The sequence below is a fragment of the Anseongella ginsenosidimutans genome (assembly GCF_008033235.1).
Classification (GTDB): domain Bacteria; phylum Bacteroidota; class Bacteroidia; order Sphingobacteriales; family Sphingobacteriaceae; genus Anseongella; species Anseongella ginsenosidimutans.
In genome coordinates this window covers 401,181-415,794 of sequence record NZ_CP042432.1, presented here as the reverse complement: position 1 = coordinate 415,794, position 14,614 = coordinate 401,181, and the positions used below count along the sequence as shown (strand labels likewise).

Genomic DNA, 14,614 nt, shown 5'->3' with positions numbered 1-14,614 from the left:
ATTTGGGAGCTTAGCTCAGCTGGTTCAGAGCACCTGCCTTACAAGCAGGGGGTCACTGGTTCGAACCCAGTAGCTCCCACAAAATAAAGAAGCCGTTTTTCGTAAGAAGAGCGGCTTTTTGTTGGATAAAAGCCCATCAGTCGATGTGAAGCATTTTGGAGGAATTACCTATGAAGTCATTCTGCCTGATAAGGGGCTGAAGGATTTTGTAAGCCATTTTTGGTGTGGCTGGTGGACCACGGGTGTTCAGGAACGCAGCAACTATCATTCTACAGCCAATACCAATACGGAACTTGTTTTTGCTTTTAATCCCGGAACGCAGCCTGCTTTTAGTGTTTTACAGGGTCATACCGCCAATTATAGTTGCATAGAAACGGGCGGGCTTTCCGAAATATTTGGAGTATCGTTATACTCCGATGCCATTCCTTATTTTTTCGAAGTTTCAGCAAGCGATTTGGGTAATCAATATATAGACCTTCATGAAATTATGCGTTCGGATGCTGACCTGATTGCTCACCGTTTAGCAAACAGTAATCGATTCAATCAGCGGGTTGAAATAATGACCCAATACCTGAAACTTAAGTTTGACTCCAACCGAAAAACTGATCTTTCTATAATAAATGCTATAAAAAAGATGAGAGAATTGCGTGGGCAGGTAAATATCAAAAACTTAGCAAAAGAGAGCTTATTATCGCAAAAGCAGTTTGAAAGAAGGTTTAGAAGTTTCGCGGGTTTTAATCCGAAATTGTATTCCAGAATACTTCGTTTTGAAAGCTCTTTATTTCCGTGCCACCACTATGCCGGTTTTACAAATAAGGCTCTGGATCTCGGATACTATGACCAGGCCCATTTTATCAACGATTTCAAGGAATTTTCCGGTTTTAGCCCAAGTAACTACGTCCCGATTTCAACGTAAGCCGGATGTCCATTTTTTCCAATTTTAACTTATCTCATTAGGTTAGTTTTGCTTTTTAAAGAAAAAAATGAATGATGGGAGAACAAAATCAGGAAAAAGTCATTCCAATTATGCCTTGTCCGGATATACGGCCACAGGTAGCATTTTACCAAGAGTTGGGATTTGAAGTTTTGGGAGTATACACATCACCCAATCCGTATGCTTCGTTGAAATGGAATAGTATTGAATTACATTTCTATGGCAACCGTAAGGTAGTACCTACAGCTTCAGAAAATTCAACCATGTGCTTTTTAATGGTCAAGGATGTGGATGAGGTCAACCGTCTTTTTACCACTGCATTGAAAAAGTATTACGGTAAAATCCCGCGGACTGGATTTCCAAAGATTACAAAAGTACGTAATTTGATTGCAGACCGCAGATTCACTTTGACCGACCCGGGTGGTAATACGCTCTTTATCGGAACAAAGTCTACAGAAGAAGACAGGTTTTTTAGAACATTGGCAAACCCGGAATATGCAAAATTGTTCGCTGTCCTTTATGACGTTTTGTATTCCAAAGAAGACCCAAAACTTGCGGAAAGGATGCTTCCCCGGTATTCCGCCATTGGCAGCAGTTTGCAAGGACTGGATAAAGCGAAATACCTATTGGTACTGGCAGATATTCAAAAACAGTTAGGTAAGCAAATTGAGAACTCTGAACTAAATCAACTTATCAGTAATAGCGAAAATAGCGACGACTGGAGAAATATCAGGGAAAAGCAGATTGAGATATTGAAACAGGACGATTGATTCAATAGCTTACCTTCCGTTTTCGTATTCAATGCCGCTAGAATGGCTGCTGATAGCTGCTCCCAAAGAGTTACAAGTTCGGCAGTTGTATTATTTGAAATTCTTCCGGCAGAAAAACCCGGCATAGGATCTTCACTAAAGACTTTCCGAAAAGATAGTGTGGCATACTGTGCAATAGTGTGAACCCGGGTGAACAAAACCGGAATTCCCGGCTTGATTGGCCGGGAATCATGTAAATTTATTGTGGAATCGTAATAAAATTCTCTGCAATAAACTCTTACAAATGCGCCAAAAATTGGTTCACCGGAATGACTGGGAATGGGAGGTGCATCCTGAAAAGCGGGATTTTTTTCGGGAGCTGGGAGAGATTTTTCATTATAAGGACCTTTTGCTCAGGCTGGTTAAAAGGGATTTGCTTGTTAGTTACCAGCAAACCATTATCGGGCCCTTCTGGATCCTTTTGCAGCCATTGCTGACCACGATGGTGTATAGTTTGATCTTCAGCCGGATCGCCGGCATCCCAACGGACGGTATCCCCCCGATCCTGTTTTACCTGTCCGGCATTATTATCTGGAATTATTTCTCAGATTGTTTCACAGACGTCATGCACATTTTTTTGCATAATGCCCGGATCTTCAGCAAGGTGTATTTTCCCAGGCTCATCGTTGCGCTGAGCGCCCTGGTGACCCGGTCGATCCGTCTGGGTATTCAGCTGCTGGTCTTTTTGGCCGTGTATGCCTATTTCCTGTTCACCCGCCAGGTTGCTGCTCCTTCCGTACTGATTTGGCTGGTGCCGCTGATACTGGCGCTGACCGGGTTGTTTGCGCTCGGCGCAGGCCTGATCGTGAGCGTGCTTACGGCAAAGTACCGCGACCTGAATAATGTAGTGCAGTTCGGACTGCGCTTGTTTATGTTTATGACGCCCGTGGTATACGGCGCTTCACTGGTAGCATCAACGCCCTACCGGTTCTTATTCTGGCTGAACCCCCTGACACCGGCTATTGAAACTTTCCGCGCGGCTTTCCTCAAGCAGGATGCTGTACCGGCCGGTTATATGCTGTCTGCGGTGCTGCTGGTATTCTCACTTCTGCTGACTGGTATATATTTATTCAAAAAACAGGAAATAAAAGTAATGGACATTATTTAAGCCTCATAAATGGATCCGGTTATTAGTGTAGAAAACGTTTCAAAATACTATCGGTTGGGGGCGCTGGGATCGGGGTCGCTGAAAAGGGACCTGCTGGATTGGTGGAAAGGCCGGAAGGAGGCGCCGGCTAAAGACGATCAGAGCCGGGATCATATCTGGGCGCTGCAGGATATCAGTTTCGACGTGCCTCAGGGAGAGGTGCTGGGCTTTGTAGGTAAGAACGGCGCCGGGAAATCCACCCTGCTGAAAATCATTTCCCGCATAAGCCTGCCAACTACCGGGCGGGTGAGGGGCAAGGGAAGGGTGGCCAGCCTTCTGGAGGTAGGTACCGGATTCCATGAGGAGCTGACGGGCCGGGAGAATATATTTCTCAATGGAAATATCCTGGGCATGAAAAGAAGGGAGATCGCTGCCCGCTTTGACGAGATCGTGGCTTTTTCGGGGGTGGAACGTTTTATTGATACGCCCATTAAGCGGTATTCCAGCGGTATGTACGTGCGTTTGGCCTTCGCCGTGGCTGCCCACCTGGAGCCTGCGGTCCTGCTGGTGGATGAGGTACTGGCCGTGGGAGATGCGGAGTTCCAGCGTAAGTGCCTGGGTAAAATGAAAGAGGCTTCGAGCGTGGAGGGAAAAACCGTCCTTTTTGTAACGCATAATATGCAGGCAATCAATAACCTGTGTACCCGGGCTATCTGGCTCGAAAAGGGGAAGATCATCGCAAGCGGCGAACCCCAGACGATCACCAATAATTACCTGGCGGCCTTTCAGAGGAAGCTTTGGAAACAACAATGGGATGTTCCGGGACAAGCGCCGGGGAATGAACATATAAGGATGATGTCGGTGGAGCTGCTCCCTCACCTGGAGGATCCGATGTGCCCGGTTGATATACGCACGCCGATTACTGTAAAGTTCCGCTTCTACAATTTAAACAAGGAGGTGAACCTGGCGGTGGGCATACACCTGTTTACCCTTGGCGGCGAATGTATTTTCGACGTTTCCCACCCTCCGGCAGTTTACCGGAAGGGCGTGCTGGAGGGGGAGTGTACCATCCCGGGAAATTTTCTGAATGACGGCTCTTATTACTTTTCCATTATAGTGGTAAAGGATACTTCCCAGCCCTTGTTTTACTTCGAGGAATGCCTGTTTTTTGAAGTGGAGGACTACCGGGAAAACATGGCGTGGTTTGGCAAATGGATGGGGTATGTCCGGCCGCAATTCCCGGTAACGTTAACACAACTGTGATAGTGATATGAAAAATATGGTCCCCTGTACGATCCGCCATATACAGCTTGAAAAGAACGACGAGGACTTTTCCCAGTTGCTTCATCAGTCTTATTACTGCCTGTTCTGGTGGCAGCAGATACCGCTGGGCCATCTCTTCCTGGCTCCCGGAAAATATGCCGATGCCGCGGACCTGCGTAAAGCTGTGCTGAAAGCAGTGTCGCCTGCTATCGACTTTTATGCGGCCGGAAACGGGCATACAGCCAGGTCCGCAGCCCATGCAGGGAACTACCGGGAGCCTTTCCTGGGCGGTGATCATCCGGGCTTTGCCGCCGTACTGGAAAAGGTGTTTGACGAGGCGCCCCGCCCTCCGGACGGCGGGAAATCTTTGAATATTTCCGTAATAATATGTACCCGTAACCGGGCTGGCCAGCTGCGGCGCTGTCTCGACCTGTTGTTGAGCCAGCGTTGGCGGCCGGCCGAAATTATCGTGGTAGATAATGCGCCGGAAGACCGCAGTACCGAACAGCTGGCGGCGCGGTATCCCGCAGTAAGGTATCATCCGGAGCCCAGGCCGGGCCTGGATATTGCCCGGAACACCGGCGCCCGCTTGGCACGGCAACCCTTGGTGGCTTACGTCGATGACGATGTCCTCGTCCACCCGGAGTGGACATACCGGGTATGGGAAGTATTTCAAGACCCGGATATTGCCGCTATGACGGGTTTGGTCATTGCCTCCGCCCTGGACACAGAAAGCCAGCTGATATTTGAGAAGTTCTGGAGTTTTAACCGGGGATACCGGGACAAACTTTTCGACACTTTTTTTATTCAACAAAACCTGAGGGGAGGGCCGCCGGTATGGGAGATCGGGGCGGGGGCCAACATGGCATTTCGCAAAATGGTGCTTGAAAAAGTGGGCTATTTTGATGAACGCCTTGATGTGGGCGCCGCCGGATGCAGCGGGGATTCCGAGATCTGGTTTCGTATTCTCTCCGCAGGGATGCGCATCCTTTATACGCCCCGGGCGGTCGTGTATCACGAACACCGGGGGGAACTGCGCGCCTTGCGCAAGCAACTTTTTTATTATATGCGGGGGTTTACAGCGGCAGCGCTGATCCAGCACAAGCAAAATCCCCAGGCAGGCTACCGCAGGCATTTTTACCGGGTGCTGGCGCCTTATTACTGGAGATTGCTGAAAGAAGGCTTGCCACACTACCGCGGGCGGCACCGGACCATCGTCAACGAACTATCAGGGATCTTATCGGGCGTACTGTTCTTCCGGAAAAACCGGCACAAGCCTTCGCAAACACTATTCAGCCAGCCATGAACGCTTTTGCCGATACATCCTCCATCCCGGTTTCGGTTATTATTCCTTGCTTTAACCAGGGACATTACCTGGCAGAAGCGATCGACAGCGTGCTGGGTCAGGATCACCGCAACCTGGAAGTGATCGTGGTAGACGACGGATCCTCTGACCTTACGCGGGACGTTGCGGGCAGGTATCCAACCGTAAAATACGCACACCAGGCAAACCAGGGCCTTTCGGCCGCCCGCAATACGGGGATCGACCTGAGTTCCGGAAAATACCTGGTATTCCTTGATGCTGATGACTGGCTGCTTCCCGGAGGAATACCAGCCAATCTGGCTTTCCTTGCGCAGAATAAAGAGGCGGGATTTGTTTCCGGCTCGCACCGGAAGGTAAACGCTTCAGGCCAGGTGATCGAAAAAGAGACTGCGCTGCCCGGGGCAAATCCCTACCTGGAGCTGCTTCAGGGAAACTATATCGGAATGCACGGGGCCGTCATGTACCCGCGCTGGGTTTTTGGTCGTTTTCGCTATGATACATCCCTGAAAGCCTGCGAGGATTACGACTTGTACCTGAAAATAGCCCGGGAGTACCCCATTGTCCACCATGCTGCCTGTATTGCCGCTTACCGGATCCATAATACCAATATGTCCGGGAGCATTCCCTTTATGCTTGGCGCTGTCCTGAACGTGTTGGACAGGCAGCAGGTAAACACGGAAGAGGAGAAAAAGTGCCTGGAGAACGGACGGAGCAACTGGATCAATTACTATTGTGAAAACCTTTACCGCCGGTTGCCTGCCCCTTTGCCTGCGGGTTCGGAAAACGGTCACGAAGCGCTGGCAGCACTCCGGAAATACCGGCCGGACCTTTACGGGAAATACCTGAAAAGATACTTAACAATGAACATTAAAACATTTGTCAGGAAAAATGCCCCGGCGCCCCTGCTGAAAGGGCTCCGCAAATATTTCGGCAGAAAATCCGGCGATGCCGTAAAGATGCCCGACCGCCTCAAGCCCTACAGCACGGAGTTCGGGTACGACCGGGGCGGGCCGGTAGACCGGTATTATATTGAGAATTTCCTGCAAAGACAAGCGTTGCACATCCGGGGAAGCGTGCTGGAGATCGGCGACAATGCCTATACAATGCGTTTCGGCGGCGGTCGCGTGGAGAAAAGCGATGTGCTGCATGTGGATGAATACCATCCGCAGGCAACGCTGACGGGTGACCTCAGCCATGCGCCGCACGTGCCTGATAACAGCTTTGACTGCATTGTTCTGACCCAGACCCTGCACCTGATCTACCACTACCAGGATGCGCTGAAAACCTGTTATCGCATTTTAAAGCCCGGAGGCAAGCTGTTGCTGACCGTGCCGGGGATAACATCCATCGACCACGGGGAGTGGGAGCGAACCTGGTTCTGGTCATTTACGGCGCGTTCGGTCACAAGAATGCTCGCGGAAGTTTTCCCGCCGGCGGAAACCGCTGTTGAAACCCATGGCAACGTGCTGGTAGCTTCTGCCTTCTTATACGGCCTGGGCCTGCCCGAACTGAAACGCGAACAGATGGATTTTCACGATCCCCATTACCAGGTGATCATCACCGCTGTGGCAGCCAAACCCGGTTTATCATGAAGCTCGGCTGGATATACAAAAGCAGGCAGCCGACCGCAGGGCGGGCCCTTGTGCTGATGTACCACCGCGTCGCCAATGTGCCGGTCGACCCCTGGCAGATGGCCGTCCGGCCGGAGCATTTTGAGGAGCAGTTACAGGTGCTGGGAAAACGCTACAGCGTTATCCCGGTACCGGAGCTTCTGCGCCAATTAGAGGAGGGAAAGCTTTTGCCGGGCAGCGTATGCCTGACTTTTGACGATGGTTACGCCGACAATTATTTGACAGCCCGCCCCTTGCTGGAAAAATACCAATGCCCGGCTACTTTTTTTATTGTGACGCGCTGTATTGACCGGAAGCATAGCTTTTGGTGGGACACCCTCGGAGACCTGTTGCTCAATACCGCTGAACTACCCGAAGCGGTTTCTGTAGATCTGCAAGGCGAGCGCTGTTCCTATCCCCTCAATGGGGAAGTCGTCCTCAGTGGGGAGCTGCATCGTAAATACCTTTTATGGCGTTATCCGGCCCCGCCGCCGGGCCGCAGAGCAGCTGTTTACCTGGATATTTATGAGCGCGTGAAAAGCCTGCCACCCGAAGCGCAGGAGCGTGCCGCCCGGGAGATCAGGCTTTGGCGGGAAGACAGCAGCGGCTCCTCCGAAGAGGAGCGGCTTCCTGTAAATACGGAGCAGCTAATGAGCATGAGCCGGCATCCCCTGCTGGATATCGGTTTGCACACCCATAGCCATCCGGCTTTGGGATGTCAATCGCCTGAGCGGCAGTTTCGCGAAATCGAAAGCTGCAGGAAATACCTGGCGCGAGCCACCAGCCGCTTTATTCCGGTGATCAGCTATCCGCACGGCCACTACAATAAGGATACGCTCAGGACGGTAAAGGAACAGCAGCTTGAGGCAGCCTTTACCACCGAGGAACAAGCGATCACCCGAAAGTCGGATCCCTACCGGCTGGGCCGTTTCCAGGTGGGGGACTGGAATGGAGAAACATTCGAAAAACAGCTTTCCGTATGGATGGGAGGAAAGGCATGATGCCGGAGATTTCCGTGATAACGGCTTTTTTTAACGAGGAGCGTTTTTTGGCCGAAGCTATAGAGAGTGTGATCGGCCAGCATTACGATAGCTGGGAGCTGATCCTGGTCGACGATGGTTCGGCGGACAGCAGCACGGATATTGCGCAGGAGTATGCAGCCCGGTATCCGGGGAAGATCAGCTGCGTACAACATGAGCGCGGGGAAAACAAAGGCTTGAGCGCCAGCCGGAACCTGGGAATATCCAGGGCACGCGGCGCTTTGATCGCCTTCCTGGACGCAGACGATGTTTGGAGGCGGGAAAAATTACAGGTGCAGGCCGGGATCATGCATGCCTGCCCGCAAGCGGCCATGTTATGCGAGGCATCCGAGTACTGGTATAGCTGGGAAAAACCGTCTGCGCAGGATGTAATTATCCCGGTAGGCGTCAAACGGGAAGGGCTGTTTGACCCTCCCGAGCTCATAAACCTGCTTTACCCCTTATCGGGCGGGGCGGCGCCCTGTCCTTCCGGGATCATCGTCCGCAGGTCCGCCCTGGAGAAATACCGGGGGTTTGAAGCGCATTTTACGGGGAAGTACCAGCTTTATGAAGACCAGGCCTTCCTGCATAAAATATACCTGAATGAGCCTGTTTACATATCTCCTCTATGCCACAACCGGTACCGCCAGCGGGCAGGCTCACTGGTACGCCAGGTAACCGGGGAGGGGAATTATCATGTGGTACGGCAGTATTTCCTGCAATGGCTCCGGGAATATATGGCGGAACATAAAATAGTGTATCCCGGCATCGACAACTTATTAAGGAGAGCCCTGTGCCGGTACCGGCATCCGGTGGTTCGATGGTGGGCGCGGCTGTTTTATTAGCGAAAGAGGAAGATGGAAGCTTGTCATTCTGTAACCGTTTTAATGCCTGTCTACAATGCCCGGAAGCATGTACGGGAGGCTATTGAGAGCATATTAGGGCAGACATATACAGAATTTGAATTCCTGATCATTGACGACGGGTCCACAGACGCTACCCCGGAGATCGTCTGTTCGTACACCGATCCGCGGATCCGGTTTATCAGGAACGAAGAAAACCGGGGCGTCTCGGCCGTACTTAACCAGGGGATCGGCCTGGCCTCTTCCGGGCTTATCGCCCGCATGGACGCCGATGATATCAGCTATCCGGAGCGGCTCGAAAAACAGGTGGCCTTTTTCCGGGAACACCCCGAAATAGCACTGCTTTCAACCTGGGCAAGGGTCGTTGCAGCCGATAAAACTCCTTTACGGACGGAGAAATGGAAATCCCAATACTATTATTACAACCTCAATTTCGCCTGCTGGATCTACCATCCTACTGTTATGTACCGGCGCAGCGCCGTAACAGCCAGCGGTAAATACAGTACCCGCTACGCCGAAGACCACAATTTGTGGTGGCAAATGGCACGCAATTACAAGATCCATAACTTGCCGGAAGTTCTGCTGGATTACCGCCTTGCCGACGAAAGCCTGAGCCGGGTTACGCGGAAAGCAGAATATGAAGCGGCGCAGCATGCACAGGTTCTGCGCAATATCCGGTATTATACCGGGGAAGGATTTCGCCTCAGCCATCATGAAGTTCGCTGCCTGATGCTGGACTGCGAGCCTGTCCTGAAGGAAGGTATAATGGCCATTGCCCGTTGCTTTCGTAAGCTGGATCATATTACCGGGTACATCCTGGCAATGGAAAATGTCAATCGCGATGAAGCCGCTATCCGGGAAGCCGCCTATTTCAAGAAAGAGTGGATGCTTTCTTTTTTTGCAGGCAGGCTTTCCGGGCCTGAACTGATTTTCCTGCTCATCAGCCTGGGCTGCTGGAAAAAGGCCGCGCTCCTGTTGAGCGCTAAATTTTCCCAGCCGGGATCGGTGGCCGCTCACCGGAACGGCAAGATCCGCGAGGCAGCGGAAACACCACCAGAAACTGCAAAAGCAATACCCCGGATACCACATAACCCTCCGGAGATCCTTCCGGTGCCGGCAGGGGAAGCCCGCCCCCGCTGGTCGGTCATGATCCCCGTATTCAACTGCATCGGGTATTTGGAAGAAACCTTGCAGAGCGTACTTCTGCAGGATCCCGGCCCGGACATCATGCAGATCGAAGTAATAGATGACCACAGTACTGACGGCGATGTCGCTGCCCTGGTGACGCGTTTAGGACAAGGACGCGTAGGCTACCACCGGCAACCGTATAACCGCGGCAGCCTGCGCAATTTTGAAACCTGCCTGAACCGTGCAAAGGGTGAGTGGATCCACCTGCTTCACGGAGACGACCTGGTAAAGCCAGGGTTTTACGGCGAGATCGGGAATTTGTTTGCCAGGTATCCGCAAGCCGGCGCCGCGTTTACCAATCACATCTTTATAAACGAGGCGGGCGGTGAACTCTCTTATTACCGGAGCCTTGCCGGCAGCGCCGGACTGTTGCCGGACTGGCTGGCCCGGATTGCGAGCCGGCAATATGTGCAGCCTCCCGCTATGGTTGTGAAACGCAGGGTGTACGAGCATCTGGGAAGTTTTTTTGCCGTTCATTTTGGCGAAGACTGGGAAATGTGGGTACGCATAGCCGCGCATTACCCCGTTGCCTATTCGCCCAGGCACCTGGCCAAATACCGTTACCACAGGAATAACATTACCAGCCGTTCCTTCCTGTCCGGACAAAGTATCCGCGACATTCACACCGTCATCCGCATTGTCCGGCAGTACCTGCCCCGCGATCAGCAGCGCCACCTGCAAAAGGCTGCCAGAAGAAACTACGCCGCGTATTTCGCCAATACTTCCCACAGGATCTTTACGGAGTTCCGCAACCCCAAAGCTGCCTTTACCCAGGCCTGGCGGGCCTGGATAATGAGCCCGAACGCCCTTACCTCCGCCAGCATGTTAAAGCTTGCGGGCAGGTATATATATAGTATGTTGAGAAAACTTCCTCAAACCGATGAACGAAGACCGTACTCCACAAACCCCACCCATCATTAAAGCGGTAACAGATTGCGAAAGCCGTCCCCGTTGGTCCGTGATGATCCCCGCATATAATTGCATCGGGTATCTTCAAACCGCTCTCGAAAGCGTACTCATCCAGGACCCCGGTCCGGAAATCATGCAGATCGAAGTTGTGGATGATCATAGTACGGACGGGGATGTTCGCGCATTGGTCGCCAGAGTAGGGAAAGGCCGCGTTGGGTATTATCGGCAGCCATATAATCGCGGCAGTCTCCGGAATTTTGAGACCTGCCTGAACCGTTCCAAAGGGCATTTAGTCCATTTATTGCATGGTGACGATGCTGTGCTGCCTGGTTTTTACCGCGTAACCGGGGCGCTTTTTGACGCGCATCCACAGGTGGGCGCCGCATTTACCAGCCATATCGTGATTGATGAATGCGGAAATCAAGTATATAGCCGGCAAAGCCTGATGGACAAGCCGGGCGTCCTCAGCGACTGGTTGAGTACCATCGCCCGCCGCCAGCGTCTTCAGCCTCCCGCCATCGTCGTAAAACGACTGGTATACGAACACCTGGGGGGATTTTTTGCCTTTCATTTTAACGAAGACTGGGAAATGTGGGTACGGATCGCGGCTCATTACCCGGTGGCCTATTCCCCGAGCGGCTTGCCCGGTACAGGTACCATACAAATAACATTACCACCCGTTCGTTTTTATCCGGACAGAACATTCTGGATATCTATAAGGCGATCGATATCATTCAGCATTATCTTCCGCCGGAAAAAAGGAAGTCATATAAAAGATCAGCGAGAAAATATAAATCAATTTATATCGCTCACAAATCTCATCAGTTATATAATGAGTACGGGACCACCCATGCGGCCCTGTTGCAGGCCAAGGCCGCTTTTAAAATGAGTAGAAATCTAAATACGATATATATTATTTTAAAGCTTTACATAAAAAAGCTAATCGGCTACAAGTTTCTTAAGAAAAGGACGCTTCGTTTTTTTGAAAAGTTAAAGGAAAGGAATGCTGACAGTGAACCCGTACCTGTGAACAGGTTGAAGGAATGAACTTCAGCCGGAGAGCGGCATATTATCAAAAACGAGTTCAGGCTGATGCTGTATTTCATAGCGAAGCAGAACGACGCCGGAACTAAAGGTTTCCGAGGCGGTCAGGCGGAGTTGCTGTGAAATGGAGTCTTTGAAGAGGAGCTTGCCCTGGCCCAGGATCACCGGGTGGATCCAAAGCAGGTATTCGTCGATCAGGCCCAATTGCATCAGGGTGGATGCCAGGGTGCCGCTGCCGAAGAGGATGATGTTTTTATTTCCGGCGGCGCCGGAGCGTTTTAGCATGGAAATTTCCCGGCGTATATTTTTCCCGGCCAGGCGCGCATTCCTCCAGCCGGTTTTAACCAGTGACCTGGAGAAGACAACTTTTGTATGATTATTCATCATTTCGGCGATGGCAAGGTCTCCTCTCGGGAAGGAGAGGTCCGCAAAGGCCGATGACCAATAAGCGGCCATTCCTTCATAAGTGATCCTGCCCAGTAAGATCGTATCCGCTTTGCTCAGCTCCCGGCCGGTGATCCCGGCCATATCTTCCGTCCAGTGGCGGAAATGCCAGTCGAGTTCGCAGCGCGGGCCTGCCATAAAACCATCAAGTGTCAGATTTATCGATGCAACTAATTTTCGCATTTCTTTGGCCTTATCCTGTTACAAAGGTATTTCACCTTGATAATCCATGGCCTGTGTAAATGAGACTAAATAGGGTGCGGATTGCGACTTTTATGAATGTTTGTTAATTTAGTATGGTATAATACCAAAGCACGAACAATGAGCGCCAGGAAGATATCCATATTGGTCCTTAATGAAGCGGTCCCCGCGAGCATCGTGGACCCTTCTTATATGTTTTCGGCCGTAAACCAGTTCTTTAAGGAAGCTGGCAAAGGCCCCGCCTTCGAAATCCAGCTGGTAGGGCTTTCCCGGGATGTTCCCCTGAACAGGGGAGCCTTTAGCGTTCGCGCGGATGCCCTTCTCGATGAAGTGGAAAAAACCGACCTGGTGATCGTACCTGCCCTGAGCGGCGATATCGGAACAAACCTGGAACTGAACAAAGATTTTATTCCCTGGATCGTACGGCAACACGCGAATGGGGCTGAAGTGGCCAGCCTGTGCCTCGGGGCCTTCCTGCTGGCCGCTACAGGTTTGCTGAACGGCAAGGAATGTTCTACCCACTGGTTATTCGCGGATGAATTCAGGCGCATGTTTCCCGAGGTGCGCCTCGTGGACGGCCGGATCATTTCGGACGAACAGGGGCTGTATTCCAGCGGCGGCGCCAGTTCTTACTGGAACCTGCTGTTGCATATCATTGAAAAATACACCGACCGGACCATCGCTATCCGCGCCTCCAAATTTTTCGCGATCGAAATAGACCGCAAGACCCAGTCGCCCTTTATCATGTTCCAGGGACAGAAGAAACATGAAGACGAGCCAATAAAGCAGGCGCAGGATTTCATTGAAAATAATGTAGGGGAGCGGATATCCGTCGAAGACCTGGCGCTGAAATATGCGATCGGTCGAAGGCACTTTGAAAGGAGATTCAAGAAAGCGACCAATAACACCCCTGTTGAATACATTCAGCGGGTAAAGATCGAAGCGGCCAAAAAATTGCTGGAAAACAGCGCTAAGAATGTGACGGAAGTAATGTATGAAGTGGGTTACACGGACGTGAAGGCTTTCAGGACCATTTTCAGGAGAATAACTGGCTTATCTCCCATGGTGTACCGCAATAAATACAACCGGATGGCCGCGGTTTAACGCTTTTAACGGCGATATCGGTATTTGACGAAGGCCGGAGCGGACGCGCCTGGCGACCTCAGCATTGGAATCTCAGGCGAATAATTCCTGTAATATTTCATAGGAGCGAACTTGCCCGAAGCCTTCCAGATGGAGAGCATAATATTCCAGTAGGCTGCGAAGCAGTAGCTTTCGTTCTTCCCCGCTGATCTTTAACCCGGTAAGCTGGCCATAACTGCCCTGGCTCAGCTGTCTCCAGAGACCCGCCAGCGAAGGGCCAATGTACCAGGGATGCAGTGGAGCATTTTGCAGAAAATGTCCGTTCTGCAGATCAAAATAGGCGTCCTGCGGGTTCCGCGTATCGGGAAAGAAGCCCAGGTAACGGCTAAGGCCCATCAGGAACAGTAAGTGAAAGTTTGCGATCTTCCCTTCGTGATGATCCAGCCATTCCAGGGAATTGAAAAGGTACTGAAACAGGGCGGTGTCTTCACCCGACTGTCGCCGCAATACCTTATACAGTACCTCGCATAAAAACAGCGAAACGGTACTTTTAGCAATATCAAGGGGTATGCTCAGGAAAACAGGCTCGTTCCTGATATCTTTTACGCGCTGCAGGGAAACCGTGCTTTTATGGTAAACCACCATGTCCAGCAGGTGAAGCGGCTGAAGCACATTAAAAGGAATCCTGCTCCCGGGCCTTCGTACTCCGTTTACAAGATAAGACTGCAATCCGAACTTCTCGGTAAATACCTGGGCAATTATACTGCTATTCTTATATCCGGTGGTTTTTAATACAATACCCCTGGTTTTATGCAGCATAGAACGAAGATACAAAT

General features: G+C 51.4%; 13 protein-coding genes and 1 tRNA gene. 12 read left to right on the top strand and 2 right to left on the bottom strand.

Annotated elements, in window-relative coordinates; genetic code table 11:
• Window positions 1–4 precede the first annotated feature (4 nt).
• The 11 genes from FRZ59_RS01835 (at window position 5) to FRZ59_RS01785 (ending at window position 11,895) form a co-directional block, all read left to right on the top strand.
• A tRNA-Val gene (locus FRZ59_RS01835) sits at window positions 5–79 on the top strand.
• A 66-nt stretch (window positions 80–145) separates the two neighbouring features.
• Window positions 146–916 (top strand): helix-turn-helix domain-containing protein, encoded by a 771-nt coding sequence (locus FRZ59_RS01830; RefSeq protein ID WP_132127568.1) that lies wholly within the window; start codon window positions 146–148, stop codon window positions 914–916.
• 71 nt (window positions 917–987) lie between these two features.
• Entirely contained in the window at window positions 988–1,704 is a 717-nt protein-coding gene (locus tag FRZ59_RS01825) for a DUF8817 family protein (protein WP_132127569.1), read from the top strand.
• 283 nt (window positions 1,705–1,987) lie between these two features.
• Window positions 1,988–2,851 (top strand): ABC transporter permease, encoded by an 864-nt coding sequence (locus FRZ59_RS01820; protein WP_132127570.1) that lies wholly within the window; start codon window positions 1,988–1,990, stop codon window positions 2,849–2,851.
• Between the two features lie 9 nt (window positions 2,852–2,860).
• Window positions 2,861–4,093, top strand: a complete 1,233-nt coding sequence (locus tag FRZ59_RS01815; RefSeq protein ID WP_132127571.1) for an ABC transporter ATP-binding protein — start codon at window positions 2,861–2,863, stop codon at window positions 4,091–4,093.
• Window positions 4,094–4,100: 7 nt separating this feature from the next.
• Window positions 4,101–5,399, top strand: a complete 1,299-nt coding sequence (locus FRZ59_RS01810; protein ID WP_132127572.1) for a glycosyltransferase family 2 protein — start codon at window positions 4,101–4,103, stop codon at window positions 5,397–5,399.
• Window positions 5,396–7,009, top strand: coding sequence for a glycosyltransferase (locus FRZ59_RS01805; protein ID WP_132127573.1), 1,614 nt, complete (start codon window positions 5,396–5,398; stop codon window positions 7,007–7,009). The genes FRZ59_RS01810 and FRZ59_RS01805 overlap by 4 nt, the downstream gene beginning before the upstream one ends.
• The gene (locus tag FRZ59_RS01800) at window positions 7,006–8,028 is read left to right on the top strand and encodes a polysaccharide deacetylase family protein (RefSeq protein WP_132127574.1); all 1,023 of its coding nucleotides are present in this window, start codon (window positions 7,006–7,008) and stop codon (window positions 8,026–8,028) included. The genes FRZ59_RS01805 and FRZ59_RS01800 overlap by 4 nt, the downstream gene beginning before the upstream one ends.
• Entirely contained in the window at window positions 8,007–8,891 is an 885-nt protein-coding gene (locus tag FRZ59_RS01795) for a glycosyltransferase family 2 protein (protein ID WP_132127575.1), read from the top strand. The genes FRZ59_RS01800 and FRZ59_RS01795 overlap by 22 nt, the downstream gene beginning before the upstream one ends.
• Window positions 8,892–8,903: 12 nt before the next feature.
• Window positions 8,904–11,018 carry a glycosyltransferase family 2 protein gene (locus FRZ59_RS01790; RefSeq protein ID WP_132127576.1) on the top strand — a complete coding sequence of 705 codons (2,115 nt, stop codon included), beginning with the start codon at window positions 8,904–8,906 and terminating at the stop codon, window positions 11,016–11,018.
• Window positions 10,978–11,895, top strand: a complete 918-nt coding sequence (locus tag FRZ59_RS01785; protein ID WP_225975138.1) for a glycosyltransferase family 2 protein — start codon at window positions 10,978–10,980, stop codon at window positions 11,893–11,895. Before FRZ59_RS01790 ends, FRZ59_RS01785 begins: the two co-directional genes overlap by 41 nt.
• A gap of 161 nt (window positions 11,896–12,056) precedes the next feature.
• On the opposite strand, the gene FRZ59_RS01780 is transcribed toward FRZ59_RS01785, so the two are convergent.
• Window positions 12,057–12,677 carry a dihydrofolate reductase family protein gene (locus FRZ59_RS01780; RefSeq protein WP_132127578.1) on the bottom strand — a complete coding sequence of 207 codons (621 nt, stop codon included), beginning with the start codon at window positions 12,675–12,677 and terminating at the stop codon, window positions 12,057–12,059.
• Between the two features lie 138 nt (window positions 12,678–12,815).
• Between FRZ59_RS01780 and FRZ59_RS01775 the strand changes: the two genes are divergently transcribed.
• Window positions 12,816–13,799 (top strand): GlxA family transcriptional regulator, encoded by a 984-nt coding sequence (locus FRZ59_RS01775; RefSeq protein WP_132127579.1) that lies wholly within the window; start codon window positions 12,816–12,818, stop codon window positions 13,797–13,799.
• A gap of 72 nt (window positions 13,800–13,871) precedes the next feature.
• Here the strand turns inward: FRZ59_RS01775 and recO are convergent, their stop codons facing one another.
• Window positions 13,872–14,597 carry a DNA repair protein RecO gene (gene recO, locus FRZ59_RS01770; protein ID WP_132127580.1) on the bottom strand — a complete coding sequence of 242 codons (726 nt, stop codon included), beginning with the start codon at window positions 14,595–14,597 and terminating at the stop codon, window positions 13,872–13,874.
• Window positions 14,598–14,614: the final 17 nt, after the last annotated feature.

What these genes read in the sequence shown, in the direction of transcription:
- FRZ59_RS01785 (WP_225975138.1), top strand. Translation starts at nt 10,978, where the DNA reads ATGAACGAAGACCGTACTCCACAAACCCCACCCATCATTAAAGCGGTA.
- FRZ59_RS01825 (WP_132127569.1), top strand. Translation starts at nt 988, where the DNA reads ATGATGGGAGAACAAAATCAGGAAAAAGTCATTCCAATTATGCCTTGT.
- recO (WP_132127580.1), bottom strand. Translation starts at nt 14,597, where the DNA reads ATGCTGCATAAAACCAGGGGTATTGTATTAAAAACCACCGGATATAAG.
- FRZ59_RS01780 (WP_132127578.1), bottom strand. Translation starts at nt 12,677, where the DNA reads ATGCGAAAATTAGTTGCATCGATAAATCTGACACTTGATGGTTTTATG.
- FRZ59_RS01775 (WP_132127579.1), top strand. Translation starts at nt 12,816, where the DNA reads ATGAGCGCCAGGAAGATATCCATATTGGTCCTTAATGAAGCGGTCCCC.
- FRZ59_RS01790 (WP_132127576.1), top strand. Translation starts at nt 8,904, where the DNA reads ATGGAAGCTTGTCATTCTGTAACCGTTTTAATGCCTGTCTACAATGCC.
- FRZ59_RS01795 (WP_132127575.1), top strand. Translation starts at nt 8,007, where the DNA reads ATGGATGGGAGGAAAGGCATGATGCCGGAGATTTCCGTGATAACGGCT.
- FRZ59_RS01805 (WP_132127573.1), top strand. Translation starts at nt 5,396, where the DNA reads ATGAACGCTTTTGCCGATACATCCTCCATCCCGGTTTCGGTTATTATT.
- FRZ59_RS01800 (WP_132127574.1), top strand. Translation starts at nt 7,006, where the DNA reads ATGAAGCTCGGCTGGATATACAAAAGCAGGCAGCCGACCGCAGGGCGG.
- FRZ59_RS01820 (WP_132127570.1), top strand. Translation starts at nt 1,988, where the DNA reads ATGCGCCAAAAATTGGTTCACCGGAATGACTGGGAATGGGAGGTGCAT.
- FRZ59_RS01810 (WP_132127572.1), top strand. Translation starts at nt 4,101, where the DNA reads ATGAAAAATATGGTCCCCTGTACGATCCGCCATATACAGCTTGAAAAG.
- FRZ59_RS01815 (WP_132127571.1), top strand. Translation starts at nt 2,861, where the DNA reads ATGGATCCGGTTATTAGTGTAGAAAACGTTTCAAAATACTATCGGTTG.